General features: G+C 38.3%; 26 protein-coding genes. 13 read left to right on the top strand and 13 right to left on the bottom strand.

Annotated elements, in window-relative coordinates:
• Both EHQ62_RS03070 and EHQ62_RS03065 read right to left on the bottom strand, forming a co-directional pair.
• Window positions 1-640: hypothetical protein (locus tag EHQ62_RS03070; protein WP_135640778.1), on the bottom strand; the 640-nt coding region annotated here is incomplete at its 3' end.
• 10 nt (window positions 641-650) lie between these two features.
• Complete coding sequence (locus EHQ62_RS03065; RefSeq protein WP_135640777.1) at window positions 651-1,493, bottom strand: SDR family NAD(P)-dependent oxidoreductase; 843 nt, start codon at window positions 1,491-1,493, stop codon at window positions 651-653.
• Between the two features lie 117 nt (window positions 1,494-1,610).
• Between EHQ62_RS03065 and EHQ62_RS03060 the strand changes: the two genes are divergently transcribed.
• Both EHQ62_RS03060 and EHQ62_RS03055 read left to right on the top strand, forming a co-directional pair.
• A complete protein-coding gene (locus EHQ62_RS03060) occupies window positions 1,611-2,054 on the top strand; it encodes a MarR family winged helix-turn-helix transcriptional regulator (RefSeq protein ID WP_167482831.1) in 444 nt (147 codons plus the stop codon).
• 44 nt (window positions 2,055-2,098) lie between these two features.
• Window positions 2,099-3,121, top strand: coding sequence for a glycosyl hydrolase family 18 protein (locus EHQ62_RS03055; RefSeq protein ID WP_135640775.1), 1,023 nt, complete (start codon window positions 2,099-2,101; stop codon window positions 3,119-3,121).
• A 177-nt stretch (window positions 3,122-3,298) separates the two neighbouring features.
• Here the strand turns inward: EHQ62_RS03055 and EHQ62_RS03050 are convergent, their stop codons facing one another.
• The 3 genes from EHQ62_RS03050 to EHQ62_RS03040 all read right to left on the bottom strand — a co-directional run bounded on the left by EHQ62_RS03050 (window position 3,299) and on the right by EHQ62_RS03040 (window position 7,234).
• The gene (locus EHQ62_RS03050) at window positions 3,299-4,390 is read right to left on the bottom strand and encodes a hypothetical protein (RefSeq protein ID WP_135640774.1); all 1,092 of its coding nucleotides are present in this window, start codon (window positions 4,388-4,390) and stop codon (window positions 3,299-3,301) included.
• Window positions 4,391-4,473: 83 nt separating this feature from the next.
• Window positions 4,474-5,433, bottom strand: coding sequence for an SH3 domain-containing protein (locus EHQ62_RS03045; protein ID WP_167482830.1), 960 nt, complete (start codon window positions 5,431-5,433; stop codon window positions 4,474-4,476).
• Window positions 5,434-5,620: 187 nt separating this feature from the next.
• A complete protein-coding gene (locus EHQ62_RS03040; protein WP_135640772.1) occupies window positions 5,621-7,234 on the bottom strand; it encodes a fumarate hydratase in 1,614 nt (537 codons plus the stop codon).
• A gap of 98 nt (window positions 7,235-7,332) precedes the next feature.
• Here EHQ62_RS03040 and EHQ62_RS03035 point away from each other — a divergent pair, with 98 nt between their 5' ends.
• Complete coding sequence (locus tag EHQ62_RS03035) at window positions 7,333-7,929, top strand: class I SAM-dependent methyltransferase (protein WP_135640771.1); 597 nt, start codon at window positions 7,333-7,335, stop codon at window positions 7,927-7,929.
• A gap of 80 nt (window positions 7,930-8,009) precedes the next feature.
• On the opposite strand, the gene EHQ62_RS03030 is transcribed toward EHQ62_RS03035, so the two are convergent.
• The 4 genes from EHQ62_RS03030 to EHQ62_RS03015 all read right to left on the bottom strand — a co-directional run bounded on the left by EHQ62_RS03030 (window position 8,010) and on the right by EHQ62_RS03015 (window position 10,492).
• On the bottom strand, window positions 8,010-8,408 hold the full coding sequence (locus EHQ62_RS03030; RefSeq protein ID WP_135640770.1) for a DUF3703 domain-containing protein: 399 nt from the start codon (window positions 8,406-8,408) through the stop codon (window positions 8,010-8,012).
• Window positions 8,409-8,529: 121 nt separating this feature from the next.
• Window positions 8,530-9,009, bottom strand: coding sequence for a hypothetical protein (locus EHQ62_RS03025; protein WP_244241609.1), 480 nt, complete (start codon window positions 9,007-9,009; stop codon window positions 8,530-8,532).
• A 42-nt stretch (window positions 9,010-9,051) separates the two neighbouring features.
• Window positions 9,052-9,408, bottom strand: a complete 357-nt coding sequence (locus EHQ62_RS03020) for a DUF3147 family protein (RefSeq protein ID WP_135640784.1) — start codon at window positions 9,406-9,408, stop codon at window positions 9,052-9,054.
• 70 nt (window positions 9,409-9,478) lie between these two features.
• Complete coding sequence (locus EHQ62_RS03015) at window positions 9,479-10,492, bottom strand: alpha/beta hydrolase (RefSeq protein ID WP_135640769.1); 1,014 nt, start codon at window positions 10,490-10,492, stop codon at window positions 9,479-9,481.
• 73 nt (window positions 10,493-10,565) lie between these two features.
• Between EHQ62_RS03015 and EHQ62_RS03010 the strand changes: the two genes are divergently transcribed.
• Entirely contained in the window at window positions 10,566-11,165 is a 600-nt protein-coding gene (locus EHQ62_RS03010) for a TetR/AcrR family transcriptional regulator (RefSeq protein WP_208720609.1), read from the top strand.
• 93 nt (window positions 11,166-11,258) lie between these two features.
• On the opposite strand, the gene EHQ62_RS03005 is transcribed toward EHQ62_RS03010, so the two are convergent.
• The 3 genes from EHQ62_RS03005 to loa22 form a co-directional block, all read right to left on the bottom strand.
• The gene (locus EHQ62_RS03005) at window positions 11,259-11,732 is read right to left on the bottom strand and encodes a DUF1801 domain-containing protein (RefSeq protein WP_135640767.1); all 474 of its coding nucleotides are present in this window, start codon (window positions 11,730-11,732) and stop codon (window positions 11,259-11,261) included.
• A gap of 146 nt (window positions 11,733-11,878) precedes the next feature.
• Window positions 11,879-12,118 carry a hypothetical protein gene (locus tag EHQ62_RS03000; RefSeq protein ID WP_208720608.1) on the bottom strand — a complete coding sequence of 80 codons (240 nt, stop codon included), beginning with the start codon at window positions 12,116-12,118 and terminating at the stop codon, window positions 11,879-11,881.
• A gap of 332 nt (window positions 12,119-12,450) precedes the next feature.
• The gene (gene loa22 / locus EHQ62_RS02995) at window positions 12,451-13,020 is read right to left on the bottom strand and encodes an OmpA family outer membrane lipoprotein Loa22 (protein ID WP_208720613.1); all 570 of its coding nucleotides are present in this window, start codon (window positions 13,018-13,020) and stop codon (window positions 12,451-12,453) included.
• A 56-nt stretch (window positions 13,021-13,076) separates the two neighbouring features.
• Between loa22 and EHQ62_RS02990 the strand changes: the two genes are divergently transcribed.
• The 4 genes from EHQ62_RS02990 to EHQ62_RS02975 all read left to right on the top strand — a co-directional run bounded on the left by EHQ62_RS02990 (window position 13,077) and on the right by EHQ62_RS02975 (window position 16,939).
• Window positions 13,077-14,015, top strand: a complete 939-nt coding sequence (locus EHQ62_RS02990) for an RluA family pseudouridine synthase (RefSeq protein ID WP_135640765.1) — start codon at window positions 13,077-13,079, stop codon at window positions 14,013-14,015.
• Between the two features lie 74 nt (window positions 14,016-14,089).
• Window positions 14,090-15,562 (top strand): hypothetical protein, encoded by a 1,473-nt coding sequence (locus EHQ62_RS02985; protein ID WP_167482829.1) that lies wholly within the window; start codon window positions 14,090-14,092, stop codon window positions 15,560-15,562.
• 71 nt (window positions 15,563-15,633) lie between these two features.
• Complete coding sequence (locus EHQ62_RS02980) at window positions 15,634-16,368, top strand: TerC family protein (RefSeq protein ID WP_208720611.1); 735 nt, start codon at window positions 15,634-15,636, stop codon at window positions 16,366-16,368.
• Between the two features lies 1 nt (window position 16,369).
• Entirely contained in the window at window positions 16,370-16,939 is a 570-nt protein-coding gene (locus EHQ62_RS02975; protein ID WP_135640763.1) for a DUF1569 domain-containing protein, read from the top strand.
• On the opposite strand, the gene EHQ62_RS02970 is transcribed toward EHQ62_RS02975, so the two are convergent.
• Window positions 16,928-19,210: a hybrid sensor histidine kinase/response regulator gene (locus EHQ62_RS02970; RefSeq protein ID WP_482793324.1), complete on the bottom strand. Its 2,283-nt coding sequence runs from the start codon at window positions 19,208-19,210 to the stop codon at window positions 16,928-16,930. The genes EHQ62_RS02975 and EHQ62_RS02970 overlap by 12 nt on opposite strands.
• Window positions 19,211-19,369: 159 nt before the next feature.
• Between EHQ62_RS02970 and EHQ62_RS02965 the strand changes: the two genes are divergently transcribed.
• The 5 genes from EHQ62_RS02965 to EHQ62_RS02945 are packed head-to-tail and all read left to right on the top strand — an operon-like array spanning window position 19,370 to window position 24,037.
• Complete coding sequence (locus EHQ62_RS02965) at window positions 19,370-19,966, top strand: response regulator transcription factor (protein WP_015676622.1); 597 nt, start codon at window positions 19,370-19,372, stop codon at window positions 19,964-19,966.
• A 45-nt stretch (window positions 19,967-20,011) separates the two neighbouring features.
• The gene (locus EHQ62_RS02960) at window positions 20,012-20,524 is read left to right on the top strand and encodes a SixA phosphatase family protein (protein WP_135632923.1); all 513 of its coding nucleotides are present in this window, start codon (window positions 20,012-20,014) and stop codon (window positions 20,522-20,524) included.
• A complete protein-coding gene (hpt, locus tag EHQ62_RS02955; protein ID WP_135632925.1) occupies window positions 20,521-21,033 on the top strand; it encodes a hypoxanthine phosphoribosyltransferase in 513 nt (170 codons plus the stop codon). The genes EHQ62_RS02960 and hpt overlap by 4 nt, the downstream gene beginning before the upstream one ends.
• Window positions 21,030-22,526: an adenylate/guanylate cyclase domain-containing protein gene (locus tag EHQ62_RS02950; protein ID WP_135640761.1), complete on the top strand. Its 1,497-nt coding sequence runs from the start codon at window positions 21,030-21,032 to the stop codon at window positions 22,524-22,526. The genes hpt and EHQ62_RS02950 overlap by 4 nt, the downstream gene beginning before the upstream one ends.
• Window positions 22,499-24,037, top strand: coding sequence for an NHL domain-containing protein (locus EHQ62_RS02945; RefSeq protein WP_135640760.1), 1,539 nt, complete (start codon window positions 22,499-22,501; stop codon window positions 24,035-24,037). Before EHQ62_RS02950 ends, EHQ62_RS02945 begins: the two co-directional genes overlap by 28 nt.
• Window positions 24,038-24,085: the final 48 nt, after the last annotated feature.

The following is a 24,085-nucleotide window of genomic DNA, read 5'->3' as shown; positions in this document are numbered from 1 at the left end:
GGAAGACTGTTTCGTAACCATTGCTATTTGTTTCCTTCCAAATTTCAGGTTCTACGGAAAGTATTGGTATTTCTGATTCTATAAATTGAAAATGTAGTTCTAAATCATCATTTACACTTGTGACAATACCAAATGCGACTTTGGGAGGGACCATTCCCAATTCAGAAAATTTGGTTTTGGTCATTCCCTTCCAAACCCCAGTTCCATTTTGAATTTCTCTAGTAACCTGAAAGGTCAAATTAAAATCACGATTCCCTTTTCTGAAGATCCCTTTTAATTCAAAGTTAGTATTCTTTTTCTGAGTCCACTCACTAAATGATATCAGATTCGAAATAAAAATTAAATTGGGTTGAATCTCTTCTTCTAATAACTTTCTTACTTCATTATCCCTCATTTCTTGATTGCTATTAAAATTGGAAATAGGAAACTTTCCTTCAAATTTATATCCTAATTTACTTTGATCAATTTTTAATTCAATTTTGCAATTCAAACCAACCGGTGATTGTTTGTTCACAACAATTAGAGTTTTGTCTGTTTTCCAAGCGACACAACTTTGTCCTTTCGGAAAAGAAATTTCTTCACCTAAAACCGTATTGATAATTCCAAAAAAAAGAATGATATAAATCAATATGTTTCTCATCTGTATATCCTCATATAGATTTGATTTTATTTTCTGTATGATTCCATAAATTTTTACGATTTTTTTCAGATAAAATCCATGGATCACCATCAAAAAATTTCTGATCTTTATAAAATCGATGATTCCCTTTTTTTGGAGATTCATTTTGAATGACATTCCACAATTCATTCGAAACTTCATTGGCAGTTTTGGTTTTAAAAATAAAAAAAGGTGCAATTAAATATTCAAAAAAGTTTGGAATTTCTCTTCGGATATTCGTTTTTACAATGCCTGGTCCTATTCCAATGGTTGAAAGATGGTAACGTTTCGCAACTTCCACTACCCATAAATCATTGGCTAGTTGAGCCTGCCCATGACCAGCCATTCCCATTCGTACATCATTTTCTTCATGGTTCGCAAAGTTAACCTTCAAATAATTTGGTATTTTTTCTGAGGAAGCTGCAATGTTCACCAAAACTGAATCTCCTCCAATCATTTGATTCTCAAAAAGAAGTTTTGTTAAGTAAAATCGAGAGAGGAAACTAGTAGCAAAATTGATTTCAATCCCTTCGTTTGTTTTCGACTTCTTAGGGTTGAGAATGCCCATTGAATGAAAGATCAAATTGATTTGAAAAGGATCTATTTTTAAACTTTTAACTAATTTCTTAATATTGGCAAGCACTGAGAAGTCTCCGCAATGCCCTTCTAATTCTACATTTTCGGGTAATTCCCTTGCTAATAGGGCATCCATTTTCGTTTTCGATCTGCCAATGGCGATAATACGTAATTTCCCAATCTCAGTTTTCTCGAGACATGTTTCAATAAAGGCTTTTCCGATTCCATCGGTTGCACCCGTGACAACAAATACCTTCATATTAAATACCTATATATTCAATATATTTAGTATATGAAAAAAGCAAGTACATTTCTAGTTGGCGAGATGAGGAATTCTGTTTTTTATGAAAATGCACCGTTTGATTTGAGGACTCATATGAAAAGAAAAGCAAAAGAGGATAGTGTTCTACTTTTATTGAAAACATTCGGAGAGTTTGGCCCCAAATACACGAAATGGATAGATAAAATGGTCCGTGAAAGTGGTGTATCTTCCGCTAGGCATAATTTGTTATGTATCTTAAGGAAAGAAGGCCCTCTCAAGATGAGTGAATTGGGTCGCTTATTGACTGTTAGCCCGACCAATATTACACTTCTCGTCGATGGATTGGAAAAAGATGGATTTGTAGAAAGACAATCGGATGAGACTGACAGAAGGGCAACTCGTATCAAACTTACAGAACGAGCAGAAAAAGAAGTGACTTTCGATTCGGACGTAATTTTTAAACCGGCGATTCATTTATTTTCTTCCGTTTTTGAAGAAAAAGAAATCCGAGAATTGGTTCATTATTTAAATCAGATTATGGAAAAACTTCCGAATTAAAATTTCCTATCATCTTTTTAAGGGAAATAAGTAAGTTCAAAGTAATGAAACATGTTTTTGCAGTATTGATCCTATTACTTTTACATTTCGACAACATTTTATGTGAATCAATTTTAGATAATACCTTATCTTTAGATAAAAAACTTGTTTTTACAAACCACATCCGGAAATCAAATCGATACAATTACAAAACCATTTTCGTTAAAGCAATGCTCAAAAAAAATGGACAAATTTATTGGAAACCAACTTCATTTCCAACTCACTCTTATTATCTGATGGTTACACCCGAGTTCAGAGTTTGGAAAGAAACAAATACTGAATCATTTTTACATCAATTCCGAAATTCTTTAGAAAACTTATCTTCAAATTATAAAAATCTATCTGGATTGATCCTCGATGCGGAAATGAGTCCGATCCAAACAAAAAAAGAATATTCTAAATTTATTTGTTCACTATTCACCGAGATAAAAAATTTTAATTCGCTTTGGATGTTTTCAATCGCTATTTTCCCTCCGGATCACCCTGACCAAAATGGTTATTACGACTTACAAAAATTATTTGTTTGTTCAGATAATTGGATTATTATGTTCTACGATGAACATAGTCCAAGAACGGCAGAAGGGCCAGTTTCTTCTTCCAATTGGATCCATACAAATTTAAAATCGATCGAAACGCAATTAATGCAATTTGAACCAAACAAAACGATCCATACCCAATCGATTCCAGATCAACAAAAACCAAAAGCCAAAGATGAGAAACTAAACCCTTCCCATCCGTTTTCAATTGAAGCCATACGAAAGAAAATCTATCTAGGCCTACCATTGTATGGTTATGCAAAATTAAAATCGGGAAAATTTGGCAAGGTAGTTCCCATTCAACATTGGATGCACTTACCTGAATTTCAAAATGCAAAAACCGACTACGTCAAATTCAATCATTTGGGTGAGGTTCACTATTTACCTACCTTAAATTTTTTAAGAACATGGGAACAAAAATGTATCCAAGGAGGATATGCAGGTGTTGCGTATTGGAGGGAAGAATTTGGTTCTACCTATTTAGATCATTGAAGAATTCGAATCCAATTGTGTAAGAATCGATTCAAACCTCACAGAAAGTTTCAACTAACGAATTGAAAAGTATTTTGAGAATAGGCCTAAATCTAATGAACTGATGCTAAAATTAAAATGAATTTCAATTATTCGCATAAATTGTATTATGCGATTTCTTTCAATTTAAACTATTATTTAATAACCTAAGTGATCTAAAATTGTTTTTAATAATGCTAAAGTTTTGATATCAATTTCCGGATCTTCTGCAAAAAAATGGTCTGATTTTGGAGCGAGTATCGTATGACTATTTGGCGCAACTAAATCTGGTAGCAGTGATAATCCATCATTTGGTCCATCTTCTCGCATCAAACAATATTTATCATATGCAAATCTGGAAATATCACCAGAGAGAGACATACCAATGTAATTTAACGTATAGATGTGCCCAGGCAATTTGATTCTGTTAAACCTCTCTCTGCTGACTGCAGTTTGCATACTTTGAAAACTTTTGATTCGCCAATCCTTAAACCAAACAATCGTTTTGAATAAAAATCCTTTGATCCCTATCGAAAACTGATCTAAAACTGGAACTCCTTGCAAAACTCCTCCTAAGTTAAGCCATGCTTTTACTTGTTTTGTTTGATCCAATGTTAATGATTCACCCAATGCCAAATGGATGGCCGGGCCAGCCGAACTCGCTCCTGCAATTAATATATTTCTATTCGGGAACGAAGAGATTGTCTTTGAGATAAATGCAGCATTTTCTTCAACACTCCCAATTGGATCAATTCCCACTAGCTGAACTTGAATCCCTGTTTGCGAAAGCAATTCTTTGGGTTTCGCAAAATCTGCACCAGTCACTTTACCATTTTCTACATAATCGAATCCAGGAACTAACAAAATGAGTAATTTTGAATCGTTGTATTGTATTTTCTGATTTTTGACATACTCTAAATTCAATAGAAACTGCTTCTGTAAGATTAAATTTGATTTATCATTTAACATTTGTCTTGCGAAATACAATGCAGCAAAGTCAATAGAAGTTTTATCAGAAATTTGTTTTAAAATATCTCGATTCGGTTTTTGATCATTGAATTCAGCAGATATACCTCTTATGACTTTGTCAAATTCTGGATGATTAATTTTACTTTGATTAAATGATTCTAAATAATATTTTGCTAACTCTGAATCAACCGTAGTTTCAATTTGATATTCGGAAAAACGTGCACTAACTTTGTGTTTTGGAACCAAACAGCAATTTGTAATTAGAAAGAGTAATGCTATCATCAACATTATTTTTTTGGATGATTGAATTTTTATATGATCGATTCCGAAATTACTTAATCCCATATTGTCCAACGAGAGCAAACTCATTCCTTTTCATCCGAAGATTCTTCTGCAGTTTCCTCTTCTATTGTTTCACTCTCACTGAGACTACAATTGATAAAAGGATCCAATTCATCCTCTGTGATGTATCCATCAATCACTCGCTGCAATTCTCCAACGAAGTCGACTCTTCTCATTTCACAAAAATACTGCTTTCCATCACTTACTGTGAGATCAAAGTAAACTGCTTCTTCTGGCATTCCAAAACTAGACTCACCCATTCGGTATGTTGCTGAACAATCTAGTTCCCCAACCTTACAAGTAGAAACAATAAATCCTTCCCCTGTGATCGTTAATTCTGTTTTAAAATTATCTTCTTTCGCAGTGAATGTATGTGCTTTCACAAGATTAATTAAGTTCATTTGGTAAAATTGAATGTCAAATTCATCATCACTCAGTAAATCTCGCCTTACCCAACCAACCTTATCATGATAAGTCACTTTAACATATCCTAATCTTTTCATTAGTGGATTTGTATTTTCTTCAACATCCAAAACAATATTCATCGGGATTGTCGTTAAAACTTTAGCATTTGGATTTGGATCGTTCAAAAGCAATACTGTTCCCACATTCAAAGTGCGAAGACTCTTACCAATATCTAAATCAAATCTACTGACTAAAATTTCATTACCTTTCCATAGCGCTTGGTAATAATAAACATTTTCAGCGATTTTAACTTCTTTTAGCTTCCCGTTCCGATCAGCGAGCAATGTAATTGGATCAAATGCCTCTGGGTGAGGAGTTCCGAGAAAAGATAAATCTAATTTACGGACACTTAAAAACGAACCTGGGGAATAAAATGTCTGCAAACACTTGTAATTTTTAGGGCATCGAACAGATCCCATATCTACCGATTCGGATAAAACGGTTCGATTGAAGAGGGAAAGGGAAAATAAGATGATACCTATTTTTAGAAAACATATTCTTTCTTTGCAAATTTCCATCTTACAAGAACCTCGTAGTTTCAAGAAATTGATTCAGTATCTGATTGGAAAAAATGTTTCAAATCAATCAATATGATACTTTCATCTCAGGATTTGATTTACCAATGCAATCTAATATTTTTAAATCCTGGTGTAACGATTGAGTTTTGATTCGATCGTTACACCTATCAATTGTTTGGAGCGATTTTTAATTCAACATTTGGAAAAAGTCATTCCCTTTATCATCAACTACGATAAAGGCAGGGAAATTTTCCACATCGATGGACCACACCGCCTCCATTCCGAGTTCAGGAAAATCCAATACTTCCACCTTTTTGATGTTCTCCTTTGCAAGTAATGCCGCAGGTCCCCCAATGGATCCAAGATAAAACCCACCATTTTTTTTGCAACTGTCGGTCACTACTTTAGAACGATTGCCTTTTGCAAGTGTGATCATGGAAAAACCTTTTTCTTGGAAAACAGGCACATAACTATCCATACGACCAGCTGTGGTTGGACCAAAAGAACCAGATGGCATACCTTCCGGTGTTTTTGCAGGGCCCGCATAATACACTGGGTGGTTTTTAAAATACTCAGGGAGTGGTTCCCCTTTGTCCAATTTTTCTTTGAGTTTGGCATGGGCAATATCACGGGCAACCACCAAACGCCCGCTAAGCATCACTCGAGTCTTCACAGGGTATTTGGTCAGAACTTTTAAGATCTCTGGCATTGGTTGGTTAAGATCAATGTGTACCGATTCCGTATTGGAATCCACTTCATCAATGGTTGGCAAAAATTTGGCTGGATCGTATTCGAGTTTTTCTAAAAAGATTCCATCTTTTGTAATCTTTGCTTTGATGTTACGATCGGCACTGCAACTCACACCTAGACCAACGGGACAGGAAGCTCCATGGCGCGGAAGGCGAATCACTTTAAAATCATGTGCTAAATACTTTCCACCAAACTGTGCACCAATACCCGATTTTTGAGCTGCTGCAAGCATCTTTTCTTCCAATTCAATGTCTCTAAATGCAGAGCCAAATTTATCTCCCTTTGTTGGTAAATGGTCTAAATAACCAGCTGACGCAAGTTTTACGGTCTTTAGGTTGGCTTCAGCGGAAGTTCCTCCAATCACAACAGCGATATGATACGGAGGACATGCAGCTGTTCCCAAATTGGAGACTTTGTCTGCGATAAATTTTTCAAGAGAGGTTGGGTTGAGCAGTGCTTTGGTTTCTTGGAAAAGATATGTTTTGTTCGCCGACCCACCACCTTTTGCCAAAAAGAGGAAACTATATTTGTCACCTGGTGTTGCATAAATATCAATTTGAGCAGGTAAGTTAGAACCAGAGTTTACCTCTTCATACATTGTTAACGGAACCACTTGTGAATAACGTAAATTTCGGTTCACATAGGTATTATAAATTCCTTTGGAAAGTGCTTCGGCGTCATCTCCACCTGTAATGACATACTCACCTTTTTTTGCCATGACAATGCCTGTTCCTGTGTCTTGGCAGGATGGCAATTGTTTGTCAGCAGCGATCACTGCATTTTTTAGTAATGCCATTGCCACAAAACGATCATTTGGTGTTGATTCAGGATCGTCTAAAATTTTTCGTACCTTTTCCAAGTGAGCCGTTCGTAGGTAAAAGGAAACATCCTCCATCGCTTTTTCTGCAAGGAAGGTGAGGCCTTCTGGTTCCACTTTCAATATTTCTTTATCGCCAAAGGGGACTGTGCTGACATAATCTTTTGTCAAAAGTTTGTATTCGGTAGTGTCTTGTGTGAGTGGGAAGGGATCGGCGTAAAAGAATTCTGGCATAGAAACCTCTAATGTGTACTTCTAATCTCTTGGGAATCCTTCTTTCGTAAATGAATTTTTCACGACAATGGGACGGGATTGTGTTTTGCTGATTCCAAATGGAACCAAACGTTTTCAATCAAATTGCAAATCAATATGATACAGAAGAGAGAATCCAACTTGCCAGACGCATTTTAGAAAAATTAAATCCAACTCTCTCACTTGGAACAAAGAAAACCCTACTCGATTTTGGATGTGGGACAGGCCTACTCGGAATCCCTCTCACAGCACAGTACAAGGAAGTGGTCTTTGTCGATGACTCAGCTGTCATGTTAGAAGTGTTACAGTCCAAAATCAAAGCAAATGGGATAGAAAATACAAAAACAATGGCAGTGGGTGATTTGGCTGGTTCCAATGTTTTGCCAGTAGATGAGATCCTATTGTCACTTGTACTCTTACACATTCCCGAAACAGAATCGGCCATCCAATTCCTTTATCGTTTGATAAGACCGGGTGGAAAACTGTTTCTCGTGGACTTTGACAAAAACGAGAAAGTTTCCCATCCAAAAGTGCATAATGGTTTTGATCAAAAAACTTTAAGGGAATTATTCCTGAAAATTGGATTTCGCAACGTTTCTTCATCTACTATTTTGGAAGAAAAAAAAGTATTTATGAATGAGGACGCATCTCTATTTCTTTTGGTAGCCGAAAAATAAGATAAGTATCAAAAACATACCTAGCGCATGTGAGGCGAATTTATTTGTCATCAGTATGATTGACGTAAACGTCGAACCGTTTACTGTTTAAAGCCAGACAATCCTTTTGCTTCAGTATCTGCATTCCAAAGTAAAGATTTTAGATCTTCTGGAATCGGCATGGGAGCAAAAATAGGTACAGTTGCACTGCCAGTATTTCCCATTGGGATCCGATTGAATAGACTCCCAATCCAACCAAAACTCATTCGCACAAATTGTCCTAAAATTTCATTGAAATCGAACTTTCTGATTCCAAAAACAAACATCCTGAAATGGACACCCGTATGTGAAACTGGATGGTATTGTCCAATGATATGGGCTCGCTCCAAATGAAGCCATGCCAACGAATCGTTCTTATGTGCTAAAGCTTCTTTGTATTTTTTTAGTTCATTTTGATAAGCAAACTTTAGATCATTTGGCATTTTTAAATTTAGTTTCATGATGGTTCCTATCTCGTTTCTTGGATTCCTAATATTTCAAAATTCAAATTATTGTAGACGGATCATCATGAATATTCTAGCAATTTTTCAAAGTTTTAAATAAGAAATTCCGAAGTATGTTTCACCTAACGGGATCTAACATTTGAAAATTTCGAATCCATTCTTCTGATACAATTGGATCATCATAAAAATGTTCATTGTCTTTTCCGAATCGTTTTTCATATTCTTGTATTTTGTAGCTATCATGATGACAATGAACTGCCGCATAACATTGAATATCTTTATTGGAAGTAATTTTTAAACCATTGGCCTCCTCAAATAAATCCAAATAACCGATCCTCCAACCATATTCACTCAAAAGAAGTGGCATCACATTTCGGTATGCTTTGTGCGCACTGACAGAACTTGGATTCAATTCAAAAAAGTTGACAAATATTTTGAATTTGGTCCCCTCCGGAAGCGCTTGTAACACTTGGGTCAGATCCTTTTCCCATTCGATTGCATCTGCTTCTGTAATGGCGCCTGATAACCTTGTGGTGATTAAATTTGAGTCCTTTTCCCATTTTGTATAAAATTCAACTTGCATATGACTTAGACTCATTTGGGACAGATTCCAAATCAAACTTAGTATTTTCAGATTGCCTCATGATGAAAATAAATGAATCCCCAATCGACCGAGGACCAATTGGAATAAATAAAACAAAACAAATGTAAGAATGATACTGACAAAAAGTGCCAACCAAAAACCAATCAGTGGATTCAGTTTTGGAAAAAACAAAAACATCGGCAATGTTGGCAAAACAAACCAAAACGTATAGTACGCATGGTTTGAAATTTTTGCGACTGATGCATTCTCTAATTTTAACCAAATCAGTGTTAGGATAGTGATCAATGGAAGGGAAGCGATAAGACTTCCCAATCGGTCATTCCGTTTTGCCACTTCCGATACCAGCACAACAAGAGCCGCTGTAATTAGATATTTAAAAAACAAATATACCAAGGGATTCATTTTCAAATTTATCATCCATTTTAAAATCACAAAAAGATTTCATACACAAAATCAGATCTCTTTATTTTATTTTTAAATCTGAGACGAATTTTGTAACAGATTCTTTCAGCAAACTGACACCAGGCTCCTCGTAAGGAAAGTGACCTGCTCCGACAAGTAAGACAAATTCTTTTGTTGTTGGAATTTTGTCAAAAAATCGTTTACTCAAATGAGTTGGTGTCCATGGATCGATACTTGGATGAGCAAGTAACACAGGACAGACTCGAAAAGTTTCTGGTTCGATTTTAGGTTTGTAATTGAGGAATGTATTTAAAAAACCAAGACTAACCTTAGAACCGCCTGCATATGGATCATTAGAAAATACTTTCGAAAAGTTCGGATCATTTGTAATGAATTCCATTTTGCTAAACCACTTGATTGGGAAATACATCCTATTTGTGGCAAAGGAAAAAAAAGAATTTAGTGGCATTCCAATGCGACTAAAAAACCAATTGGATGAAATTGCATCTCGTACATCTGATTCTCTCGGATCAACTAACGTGGTCGCTAAAAGGCCATCCACTTCTCCGTTTTCGGAAGCTGTATGATAGGCAAGCATTCCTCCTATACTAAGTCCAAATAGAATGATTTTTTGATTTGGATTTTTTTCTTTTTGAATCAAATCGTTTAATACTAAAACCCAATCCTGATAAGAAACAAAAGCTTTGTCTGATGGAATTTTCGTGAGGCCAAATCCAGGGAGGTCAGGTGCCAACCATTCACATCCTAAATGTTCCAAACCGATAGCCAAAGTACCTAGGATACGACCGTTCCCTCCTCCTCCATGAATTAATAAAATTTTACACTTAGCATCTTTTTTCGGATACCGATCCAAATGAACCTGATATCCTTGCGACTCAAAATATTCTTCAGTTGGTAAATTGTATTTTCTAAACCTTAAGTCATCTGGTAGGAAATGTTGGTATCTATGCCAATAGGAGATCTCCGCATAACTTTTAGGTTTTTCCAAGGAAGAGGAACAGGTGATCAAAGTAAATCCAAGTCCAAATACTTTTAAAAGGTTGATGAATTTCATAGACTTAAACTGAAATATGTATCTGTGAATGTCGAAACTTTATTCACCATTTCAAGGAGATAATATTTTACAGATGTATAATAAAAAAGATAAAATTTCGGAATCCTACGAAAAATTAATTCGCACCTTCCACGAAATTTTCTTAGTCACTCCATACGAAAAAATCAGTATAGAAAACATTGCAAAACGAGCAGGTATGACTCGCGTCAATTTCTATCATTATTTTGTTGATAAAGAGGATATTCTATATCGAACTTATATTGATTTCTATAGAAAAATGGAATCAGAATCACCTACGGTAGATCCAAAAACTTTACTAGCCAATGGACGTTCATTGACTTACTATGCATTAGAAAACACGAAAGCCAATATTCAATTTTACAAAATGTTATTTCAAAATTCAATTCCGGCATCCGTTACCTATCGAATTATAGATTTTATCACAGAAGAATCGTATCGAACACACGAACCATTAAGAAAACTTTATAAAGAGAAATTCCCACCTTACCAATTTGTGAATCAATGCTTAGCAGGAGCCTTTTGGAACTTAATTCGTAACTTAGTTTTATCTGGGACCGACTTTGATTCAGAATTGGTCTCCGATTTTTTTACAAAATTATCAACTCAAGGTTTACCATCATTTTTAGATGTTGGAAGCCAAAAACAAAATTAAGAGTATCATCCTTTTTATTCTTTGACGAAAACGATGTCAATTTTTGAACATCATACATCTGCAAGGTGTCATCTTTTAAATTTTGATAGAATTCTATTCTCCATTTTTACTTTTTTCTTTTGTCTTCTTCAAATTCTTTTCATAGAGATCGATCCACTCTTTTGGACCCATTTTGGAAACAAGTTCCTCGATCAGTTTCCATGGAATTCCTTCTATTTTTTTGAATCGAATGCAACTTTTCCCCATATCCAATTTTGTTTTACAATGTTTTGGGTATTCTGTCTGAAACCATTTGAGTAATTTTGGATCGGCATAGATTCCCATATGGTAAAGGGCAAGTCCATTCTTTTGGGAAGCGATATGGAGGAAAGGGAGTGCAAGCTCTGGTGTTACATGGTATCCAGCCGGGTACATTTTTTTTGGCACCACATAACCGATCATATTGTACTGAAATGTTTCTTCAAAACCTTTGGGGAGATTGGTTTTTACGACCTTACGAAGTTTAGAAAAAACAGTTTTTCTTTCTTCTGAAAGGGATTCAATATATTCTTCAATCGATGATGCCATGCGAGAATGATAAACAAAATGACAAAGTTTCGGAAAGAAATTTTCATTCGATGCATTAGAAAAATGATCCGATTGAGAATTGATACATTCTTATTTGTGAGGTTGTATCCTTCCCTAGCATTCAATGGTAAGGAAGGAATTTAGGATTATTTTTTAGCAGGAATCCACAAAGGACCTACTCCAATCAGTAAAACTAATATATTAAACAATGCGTTTGATGGATTCCCAGAAGCGATAGAACCCGCACTATCCAAAACAAACCAAGAAAGCAAACCAAATAAAACTGCTTTTCTAATTTCCTCAGGCGCCTTATCATAAACCAATACTGCCAACATCCATACTGTCACCCCCCAACCTAATAAAAATCCACCTGTTAACGCAGACAAAAATTTGGTTCAAATGGAATTCAATCATTTGTTTTGTGAAATTTTCCAAATCAATGAACAAAAAATAAAAAGAAGATTTCGGTTTTCCAACAGCTTTGGCTAACCTTTCGATTTTCAAATTGTCAAATCCATCGATGGCTACCATTTCGTAACCTTTAACGATCCAAATGTTTCTTGATGCTGGCATGAAAGTGAATGTTAAATGAATTCCTTAAAGTGGCTTCACGTTAAGTGAATATTTGGAAGGCGCAACTACTAAAATGGCATAAAAAAACCCACCAAGTGGTGGGCCTTTATTAGAGAAAGGTCTCTAGGTAAGAAAATCGAATTTCTTATTTAGAAACAACTTGGAAAGTCACACGACGGTTGATCGCGTCTTTTTCATCAAAACCAGAGATTGGTTTAGAAGAACCAGCAGCTTTTGTTACAATTCTTTCTGCAGGGATCCCTTGTTTGACAAGAGCGTCTTTCATGGCGTCAGAACGAATTTGTGAGTAGTATCCGTTTCCTTTTTTCGCACCTTCTGCTTCTTCTGGACCAGATGCATCTGCATGTCCTGTGATTTCTAATGCATAACCTTCAGGGAGTTTTGCAAGAGCGTCTTTGATGTAAGCAACATTGTCTTTTGCCCAAGTTTTGAAATCTTCTGCTTGGATGTCTGCTTGTTTGTAGCTAAATCCTCTGCGACGAACGCCATCTGGGTAACGGTAGTCTTTGAGTGCTACGTTGATTTCGTCCAAAAGAGCTCCGTTGAGATCTCTGGAAGAAACTGCAGTTGTGTTGTCCGTAGTTGTGGACGTTTCTTTTGGAGTTTCTTTTTCTTCAGAAGACGAACAATTCGTGAATGAAATAGAAAGACCTACGAGGAGGATGAGGCTTAAAAAAAATCCTTTTTTCATCAGTTGACCTACCTTAATGTTTCCATAGTTTAGTTCTTTTCATTAGATAACAACCGAAAATGCAAATATTTGTAACCGTTTCCGAAGATTATGACCAAAGTCGCTTAGACGTTTTCCTAAAAGACAACGCTGGCGACGACCTTAGCCGTTCTACTGTCCAAAAATGGATCGATTCTGGCTTTGTGACAAACAAAACAAAGGACCAAGTCGTACATAAAAACGGCTATAAGGTGGCCTTGGGAGAAGAGTATGTGGTGGATGTCATCGCAAGACCCCCTTCTCGTTTGGAGCCGATCCCAATGGATATCCCTGTTTTGTACGATGAAGATGAATTTATGGTCATCCATAAAAAAGCAGGGATCGCTTGCCACAGTGGACCTGGGGATGATTCGCCTTCCCTTGTGAATGGACTCCTCCACCAATTCAAAAACCTATCAGGCACAGGTGGTGAACGCCGTCCAGGTATTGTGCACCGATTGGACAAACCCACAGAAGGGGTTCTCATCATTGCGAAAACGGACAGAGCCCATGCCGCGTTATCCAAACTTTTCCAAGACAGACTTGTGGACAAAACCTACTACGCTTGGGTTTTGCAAGCACCCGTGGAAGCAGAAGGAACGATCAGTCTTCCCATAGGCCGCCACCCCGTAGAACGAGTCAAAATGTGTGTCAGAGAAGATGGACGAATGGCCATCACCCATTACAAAACCGAAAAAATTGTCCAAACGCAAACAGGACGTAAGTTTAGTTTGATGAAGCTCGGCCTGGAAACAGGTCGTACCCACCAAATCCGTGTTCATATGGCAAAAGTGGGATGTCCTGTGGTTGGGGACAGTTTGTACTCAAGGTCCGCAAAAGATTACACGCAGTATGGGCTTTTACTTTTTGCCAAAAAACTAGATTTCCCCCATCCTTTTGTACCAGACAAACGCATTGTTGTGGAACTTGAGTTTCCAGAACGATTTAAGGTCTTTGAACGAAAATGCCCTAGTTACTAACAGATCTTTGAGTATAAAAAGAATCGTGAGTAAGTGCCACATAGGAAAAGAACCGCAAGAGACGTCCAAAGAAAATGGATTCCCAAAGGTTGTTTGAATCAGTGAAACAATTCCGATGTTTCAAACCCTTTCTTTTCCTTTTCGGGATTTTTGCCAGCTTCCATCTGTTATATGATGTGATCTACGAAAATCATTTAGGAGAAGTTACGGATAGTGATGTGCTGTATCCCTATTTGTTCGCGCGGGATTTTTGGGCTGGTGGTTTCAATGGCATTCGTGGTTGGAACTTACCACCTTGCACCTATCTCTTTCCTGAAATCGTAATCGCGATCCTACTATTTCCAGTCATTCCATCTGTATATGGGTTCCATTTGGTATTTGGGTTTTTCTCCTTTGTATTGCCGTTTTTTTTTGCCAGACAATTGGGAATGCCAAAACGTTACTCCTATTTAGTTGCTCTAGGATTTTTGTTTTTAGCTGGTTTCTATCCCAATTCTCTAGGGCAATTTTATTTGCCTGGGTTCCATGCGATGGTCTTTTTCTTTGCGATAGGGACTCTGTACGAATTGGAACATTGGAATCCAAAAAAAGTCAAAGTTTGGTTTCGGTTTCTCATCCTAATGACACTCGTTTGGGTTTCCGAATATTGGTTTTTTGTACAATTTGTCCCGTTTTTATTTCTCTTTGCGATCCTAAGGTTAGGATGGAGCTCCCTTGGACCAACTTTCATTTGTTTGGTTGGATTCCATTTGGCAAAGGCCATCACAAAAGGCTTACGCTTCATGGGAATTGGGACCATTGGGACAGACAATGTCCTACTTTTCACCCAACTGAAACGTTTTGGAATTTTACTTGTTTCCGATCCAAATTCGCTTTGGCAAGGATACCTGCAATCACTTAGGAACCAAGAATTGCTTTCTCAGTGGTTTTACTGGTACTTGGTCATAGGAGTTGTGTATGGAATTTTATCCTTCTTCCTTCACTCCCGAAAGGATTTTTTCTTAGCATTTATTTTATACCTATCTCCCTTCATCACAGTGTTATTTTTGTATGCCATCCAAGTAGAACCAAACATTCGTTATTTGTATTTTTTGCCTTTTGGTATTTTATATTTTTCGTTTCGGATCCTGGAACGAATCCCTTTCCTTCGATGGATTTTTCCCATTGTTTTGGTGATTGGATGTTTTTGGTATTATTTAGGCAAACATACGGAACTCGTTTCCTTAGTGAAAGCTGGAGAAACAAAACGAAACCATCGAATGGAATGCCTCTCGCAGTTTGACCCAAACCTCCCAGGTGCAGCCACGTACTGGCCAATCAAATACAGTTATACATTTTCCGACCAAAATTGGAATCTAGTTCCCTTCACCAAAGACGGTGTGTATTACCCTTGGATTGCCAACACCTCATGGGATCAAAATTTCAAAGAGAAACCCTTTGGTTCCTTCGGATGGGGGATTACCGAATCCAAAGAAAATTTGGCGTTTTGGAAGGGTGTGAGTTTGGTAAAGGAATGTGAAGGTTGGTATTTTTTTCAAAGAAATTGACTCTTGGAAATCCTAAACCCAAGAATTGAATTGATTCTTGTTTTCCTTCAAACAGTTTGGGACAGGTTATGATAGAACTCCTTTCCGATCCATCACTTTGGCTTGCCCTTCTCACCTTAACTGCTTTGGAAATTGTCCTTGGCATTGACAATATCATCTTTATCTCCATCCTCTCATCCCGATTGCCCAAAACCAAACAAAAACAAGCGAGACAAATCGGTTTGTTTTTGGCGATGGGAACTCGCATTTTATTACTTTTTTCCTTATCGTTTATCATGAAACTCACCACTCCACTGTTTACGGTAATGGAACATGCAATCAGTGGAAGGGACCTCATCTTAATTTCGGGAGGACTTTTTCTCATCGCTAAGTCCACCACCGAAATCCATCACAAATTGGAAGGAGAATCTTCGTTAAGCGAAGACTCCAAAAAACAAATTTCCTTTACCCAAGTGATCGTTCAAATTTTGATTTTAGATGTTGTCTTTTCATTGGATTCCGTCATAACCGCTGTGGGAATGACAGACAAATTGGGTGTTATGATCACGGCCGTTGTTTTGTCCGTTGGTTTTATGTTGCTCTCAAGTGGAAGCATTTCTGATTTTGTGGACCGCCACCCAACCATTAAAATCCTTGCTCTCAGTTTTTTGATTTTGATTGGTGTTGCTTTGTTAGGCGAAGGATTAGAACTTCATATTCCAAAAGGTTACATCTACTTTGCGATGTGTTTTTCTGTGATCGTAGAATTTCTCAATATGAAACTCCGAACCAAATCTGAAAAACCAATTGCTCTTAGGGGAAAATAATATGAAACGTAAAGAATTCATCAAACGTTCCGCTTTTACTTTTTCAGTCGCACAACTTCCATTACTCGGTGAGACAAACGAAGATCAAAATCCTCCAGATCCTTCGGAAAAAACTTCCCCATGGATGGATGCAGAAGATTTAGGTGACTACAAAACCTTAGTAACCCAACTCCTTTCCAAACCAGAAGCGTACCAAGTAGAGGGAAATTGGACCCTCGGAAAAATTTTATCCCATTGTGCCCAAAGCATTGAGTATTCTTTGAGTGGGTATCCTGAAATGAAGTCTTCTCTCTTTCGAGGTTCGGTAGGGAAAATCGCGTTTTCTGTTTTTGCCTTCAAAAACAAAATGAATCATGGTTTGGAAGAACCAATCCCGAGCGCAGAAGAGATTCCAAACAACACGGAAGTGAAACTCGGAGCAAAACGCCTTTTGTTAGCCATCGACCGTTTTTCCAAAACGGCGGAATCAAGTTTACGGCCCCACTTTGCATACGGCGAATTAACAAAAGAAGAGTATGACTTGGCACATACCCTCCATATCAAAAATCATATGGAACGACTACTCTTCTAAACTGAATTCAATTTGTTGGCAAAGGTCCTCTGCTTTGTACATTTTTGAAAAATAAGCAGAGACTACGGTTTCCAAACCTTCCTCTTCCAGGAAGGTTTCCCCTCCATTCAGTGGGGCATCGGAACTGATAAGGATGATGGGGATTTTTTGGTTTTGGTTTCGCCTTCCTTCCCATTCGTGGATGAGAGAGATTCCATTCATTCCTGGCATATGCAAATCAGTGATGATGAGAGAAGGTGTGATCCTTGCCAAATGGGAAAGTGCCTCTTCACCATTGCCTGCCTCAATTACAATCCACTGATTCCTTCGCATAACTTCTGCTAATTCCGATCGAAAGTTTCCAGAATCATCTACAAGTAATACAGATTTGGTGCTTTTCGACAAAGAAATTTCAAAGGAAGAACCAACACCGAGAACTGACTTAATTCTGAGTTTCCCGAAATGAACTTCTAGGATATTCATACAAAGTTGTAATCCAAGACCTGTCCCACGTTCGCCAGCCGTTCCTGGTGTACTTTTGATATTTTCATCGCCGGTTAATTTGTGGATTTGTTCTTCACTCATACCAAGGCCGCGGTCTCGGATTTCTACAGACAACCATTTTCCTTTATACGAAACTCCAACCCAAACTTCTGAATTCAAATACGAGTATTTGATCGAATTGGTAAGGATATTTTTGAAAACCTCTCCAATCAAAGTACGGTCAGCGATGATTTCTGCTTCGATCGGTGTGTCTTTTTGGATTCGGATTCCTTTGAGTGTCGCAAGAGGTTCGATGGATTCAATGATTTCGTTTAAGAGTTCGTTCACCGAAAATTTGGTTTGGATGAGTTTGGTTCCAAAGGCATCAAATCGACTGACATCTAAAAGTTGTTCCAACATCCGAAGGGATTGGCTCACTCCCGATTTACAAATGCCTAAAAATTTCTTTTTTTCCTCTACCGATGTTTCATCAAAACTAAATTCGATCACATCTAGGATCTGATTGACACTATTGAGCGGCGAACGGAGGTCATGCGAAATGAGGGAAACGAAATTCGCCTTCCATCGATTGGCTTTTTCCAACTCGGCCGTACGAGCCTTTACTTTTTTCTCCAATGCCTCTTTTCGTTTGTAGAGTTCTTTTGAGATGGATTCGGAACGTTTGTAAACACGCACCAAACCAAACGTAACACCTAAAGTCTGAGGTAAAATAAACAAATAAAGGGAAACAAGGCCCATCGGCCTATAACCGAAGTTAGGATTTGAAATCAGATACACATCGATAATGCCACCAAAAACAGCAAGGACTAAACTGTAAAAATACAATTTGCTATCCTTTCTTTGTAAGTATAGGGCAAGGGAAACGGAAACCAAACTCACCAGAATAAAAAATCCGGAAAGAGTTTCAAAATAAAAAGTAATTTCTGATAAATGTCGGACTGGAGTGAGAACCGATACCATTAAAAAGGTTAAACAATACAATTTTAAAAATGAAATTACTTTTTTAAACACACGCATTTGTGCTAAGTTTAAAAGGATGGATGCTCCAAAATACAAAACGATCACAATTCCAATCCTTGAAAATCGAAAGAGTGGCATACAAAACACATCGGGAAGTAGATTAAACAATATCCTTGATTCGATCAGAGTAGAGCTTAAAATCAAAATGCCTAAATAGACGTATGACATTCGTAATGCGTTTTTTTCAGACCGATTGATAAAATACACTAACATATGATAGAGGGACAAAATTCCCATAAACAACAAGATCATCCAGGAGACGGTATAGTTCACATTCCAAAGGGGAATGATTCGATCCAAATGTCCTAACCGAATGAGTCCATGAATCCCGGCATACTTATGCGAAAAATTGGAGATATGGATGACCAAGTCCAATTCCCCGCTCACAACCGCTAGTGGAAGGATTTTTGTATGAAAGGAAGGTTGGTGGGTTGCAACGTTGATTCCCAAATTTCCATTTTCAGCAATCAACTTCCCGTTTGCGTACATTTTGTAAGCACTATGGAGGACTGGCACAAACAACGCATAGGCTTTCGTATTCTTTGTTGGTTTGGGTAATTTAACACGGAGACGGTAGGTCGCATAACCATAACTGGGATAATCTTCACCTGCCTGATTGGCCTGCGAAAACCAAGGTACACCCACTTTGAGATACGTTTTGTTTGGTGGGGACTTCTGGTTTGGGTTTAAAAATTCATTCCAATAGAATTCCCATTGGCCGATCAGAGGAATGGTTTCCTTCGTGAAATCAACGAATTCCGTATCCAAAACACCTTCGTCGGCAAGCAAAGTGGGATAGGAGTCAAACCGACAGGAAAGGGTTCCACCTAAGACCAAAAGAAAAATTAAGGGATAACGACAAAATTTTACTGAGTTACAAAAAGATTTTTGGATAGATGAGAAGGAGACTCTGAAAATCATAAGGTTGTGGAATCTGTTAAAATTGCTATCTTAGAAGACCATTCCGTTGTCACTGAAGGAATCATATCTATTCTGAAATCCAATCCTTTCTTTTCTCTTGCCGGAGAATTTCGAACTGCTGCCGATTTGTTTTCCTTCCTCGAATCCAATCCGATCGATGTCCTAGTCCTTGACATTGATTTACCGGATCGGAATGGAATTGATGTATTACGCGAAATCAAAGAAAAACACCAACCCACAAAGGTCATTATCTTCTCGTTACATGGAAGCCGAGTGTATGTAGAAGACGCTCTCAAATCAAAAGCTGATGGGTATATGCTAAAATCTGACCCTATCTCCAAACTTCCGGAAGTCATCCAACTTGTGATGAAGGGTGGATCATTTGTATCTGACGGGGTGAGTAAAGTCCAACTTCCATTCTCTGCATTCCAAATGGAAATTTTGAACCTACTCGTGCAAGGCCTTTCCCAAAATGAAGTGGCAGACCGCATCCAAAAATCCCGTAAAACGGTGGAATACCACCTAAACCAAATGCGGACAAAATTTTCCTGTAAAAACAATAACGAACTCATTTCGAAATACGAAAAAGAAATACAAAAATAGCGATTTCGTGATTTCTAAAGCGAATGTTTCGACTAAACTATTCGTATGAAACATATTTATCTTTTACGGCACGGGAAGTCTGAATGGGACTTACCGTACGAAACCGATTTGGAAAGGACTTTGTCCCGCAGGGGAAAAGAACAATCCAAAGCTTTACGAGAGTATCTCAAAGAAAGCCGGTTTGAATTTGACCAATGTTTGGTTTCCCCTTCCGAACGAACCTTAAAAACCTATTCCTCACTTCGTAAGGAAATCCTCCGGTTTCCAAAACCTGAAATCCGCGAAAACTTATACGACGCAGACAAAGAAGATTTATTATTTGTTTTGCATGGCCTTCCGTCTAGCACTCGTTCCGTTTGCTTGGTCGGTCACAATCCAGGACTCGAAGAATTGGGCTCTTCCCTTGTTTTGGGGGAGAAAGAAAAATCCCTCTTCCAAAAATTCCCAACTGCTTCCTTTCTCGGGCTTAGTTTTTCTGAGGATTCTTGGAAAAATCTTAGTTGGGGAAGTTGCCAATTAGTAGTATTCTGGATCCCTGGGCAAATAGGGAAAGAATGAAACCACTGTATTCAGAAGAGCGCATCCACCACCGTGTCGAAGAATTAGCACGCGAAATCTCTCGAGATTTTTTAAGTAAAGATTTAGTTGTCATTGGGATTCTCAATGGCGGGTTTATCTTTACGGCGGATCTTTGCAGGAGTATTGCCATCCCTCATGAAGTCGATTTTATGGCAGCTTCTTCTTATGGTGACGGGACCACTTCTGGAGAATTCAAAATTACGAAAGAATTAAAAAAATCTGTGCAAAACAAGTCTGTTTTGCTTGTCGAAGACATAGTGGATACGGGGAAAACTTTGGAATACCTCCTGACCGAAGTCCAAAAACAAAATCCAAAGGATTTAAAAGTGGCAGCTCTTTTTTGGAAACAGCAAAAGGCAAACCCACATATCCTTGTGGATTATCCTGGATTTATCATCGAAGATGATTTTCTTGTGGGATATGGACTCGATTATAAAGGAAAATTTCGTAATTTACCGTATGTTGCTAAGTTAGAGGGCACGGATTGAATCATTCTATCATCAAACAAAAATTTGACACACTGACAACTTTCCCCGTTTTAAAACCAGAAATCTTAAAGGTCGCCGAGAATTACGTAAACCATTCCGATGATTGGAAACTGCTCCGTGTCAATCCACTGAAATTTGCCGCAGAACATAATGTAAGCGAAAATGACTCTGTGGATTTTTTTGTGCACGCGGCAAAAGTTGGACTTTTTGATTTTGCTTATAATTTGATTTGTCCGATGTGCGGTGGAATTGTCCATAGCCATCATAAATTGGATGAAATCGAAGGAAAAGAATTCCATTGTGTATCTTGTAATATTGTAGTTCCAACATTACTAGACGACCAGGTGGAAGTTGCCTTCCAAATCCACCCTTCTCTTCAAAAAAACGAAATTGATCCCTTTGTGGATGTACAAAACTACTTTCGCTATTTTTTCTCCGAAAACTTTGATAAGTCAACCGAACTAAGGGATTGGATCCAGTCGACAATCAAAGATTATGCGAAGATAAAACCAGATGATGCCTATCATTTTACTTATGAGACAAGTTTCGGCGGATTACAAGGCCATCTCGTACAATTTGTGAGTATCGACCGAAATGCCATGTGCCTATTTTCGGTAGATCCAAGTTTGCCACCTTCCAACCAATCGTATTTAGTGGATTTGATGGAAAGTGGGATGAAACCAGATACAATCTCCATTCCGTTGGGAACACACAAGTTTACGATTCACAACCGTACTCGCTTCCAAGTGGGTCTGAATGTCCTAACACCAAACCCAAATGAAATAGGTCGGATTGCAAAAGAATATCCGACGATACGCCATTCCTTTTTAACAGCGAAGATGTTGTTAAACAACCAATCGTTCCGTGATCTATTCCGCATCCAAAAACTATCTCCCGATTTAAATTTAAATGTGAAATCACTTACAATCATGTTCACTGACCTAAAGGGTTCTACAGAAATGTATGATACAGCTGGGGATATTTTCGCGTACAAATTGGTACAAGAACACTTTCGGATCCTAACAGAGATTGTGCGAAAGTTCAAAGGTGCCATTGTCAAAACCATGGGAGATGCCATCATGGCTACCTTTTCCACTCCAACCGAAGGGTTACTCGCAGCTTTAGAAATGATGGAACGAATTGAATCCATGAACACACAGTGGAAAGAAGAAGGTTACGAAATTGGATTGAAGGTGGGACTGAACGAAGGGTCCGCATTAGCGGTTGTCAATGATGAACGCCTCGATTATTTTGGACAATCTGTGAACATTGCCGCACGGGTGCAAGGCCTTGCCAAATCGGGAGAGGTCTGGCTCAGTGAAACCGTTTGGAATGCAACAGGATCCGAATCTCTGGTCAAAGAGCATGGTTACTTTTATCGCAAACAAAAAGCAACCTTGAAGGGAGTGGGCACTCCCGTACCAGTCTTTCAATTGAGTCGAAAAAAACTGAAGGAACCTTCCAAGTGGAAATCATTGTTCACCAAAAGCTAAAATGGAAATTTTTTTACAAGATCATATTCCTCTTCTCTCTTCCAATTGTGGCCAATGCTTGCAAACCAGAGGGCCTAAACAACCTTTGTGATCTAAAGTCCGATGACTTTATTCCCACTGTTATTTTACAAGCAAGTACCGCCTCTGGTTCTTACCATTGCGGTTACAAACTGGTGGATGTTCCCCCTTTTGGTTACCGTTATACCCAATTTCGTTTTTATTTAAATTTTCCAGTTTCCATCTTACCTGAATTTGAGACAAATTCAAGTTATGCGATCGAAGGGAATTTACCATCTGGTCTTAGTTTTGATCCGGCAACGGGAGAAATCAAAGGCACTACTCTTTCCGTCACGGCACCAACCACCGTCCGAGTCACTCGGAATAGCCCTGGTTTTGCCACCGTGAATCTTACCTTACAAGTGGCAGAACCCTCCGCGACTTTTGTTTACGGCCAGTATGGTTCGCTTACTTGTAGGTCCGCTTATAATAATGGAAGTTGTTTGGATAGTCCCAATCCCAATAACCAAAACTTAAGCTCGCCAACAGGTGTGGTGACTGATTCCGATGGTGGGGTCTACATTGCAGGGGTGAATCGGATCCAATACTTTCCACCTAATACCAATCAATCGACATTTGTATATGGTCAATTTGGAAACTTCAATTGTGATATCGCCAATAACAATCAATCTTGTGGAGGTGGAACCGCATCAGCGGGAAATATGAGTTCAGTCCGAGGGATCATACTCGACCGAGAGAATGGCTTATATGCCACTGATCTTGGCAACCATAGAATCTTGTACTTTCCTAATTCATCCAATGTACCGGCTAGAATTTACGGTCAAACGAGTTACACAACTGCAATTACTGGTTTATCAGATACGGCATTCAATGCTCCTCGCGCCGTTGCCTTATCACCTGAAGGTGGACTGTATGTTGCTGAAGCTTTCAACATTCGTATCGTTTACTTCCCACCTGGATCCACAACGGCAACAAGGGTGTATGGACAAGTGGATTTTTCAAGTAGTACTAACGGTACCTCGGAAACGAGATTTACCGGACCATTTGGAATGGCTGTCGATTCCAAAGGTGGCTTGTATGTTGCCGATTCTCCGAACCACCGAGTATTGTACTTCCCAGTTGGATCCACAACCGCAACGCGGGTCTATGGCCAATCGAATTTTACAAACAATACATTATCGATCGCATCAGCCACAGCTTTGAACAATCCTACATGGATTGCCCTCGACCAAAGTGAAAACTTATATGTCTCCGATACTGGTAACAACCGTGTGGTGGTCTTTCCTAAATCGACACAAACCACTGGTCATACAGCAGTGGCCGTATTTGGTCAATACAATAACCTTACTTGTGCCGTGTCAAACAATGTCGGGGCTTGTACTGGTGGTTCTGTAAATCCTGCCAGTTTGTATGCGCCTTCAAGCATCACGTTCAATCGACAGGGACAATTGTACATTAACGACCAAAACAACCATAGGATTTTGGTGTATTGAGGGGGATGCTACGCATCACACCGGTCGGAATTCCGACCGGGTGCGATT

The organism is Leptospira jelokensis, assembly GCF_004769635.1.
Lineage (GTDB): Bacteria > Spirochaetota > Leptospiria > Leptospirales > Leptospiraceae > Leptospira_A > Leptospira_A jelokensis.
The sequence above is the reverse complement of the archived record's forward strand: the minus strand, read 5'-3'. Positions and strand labels throughout refer to the sequence as shown.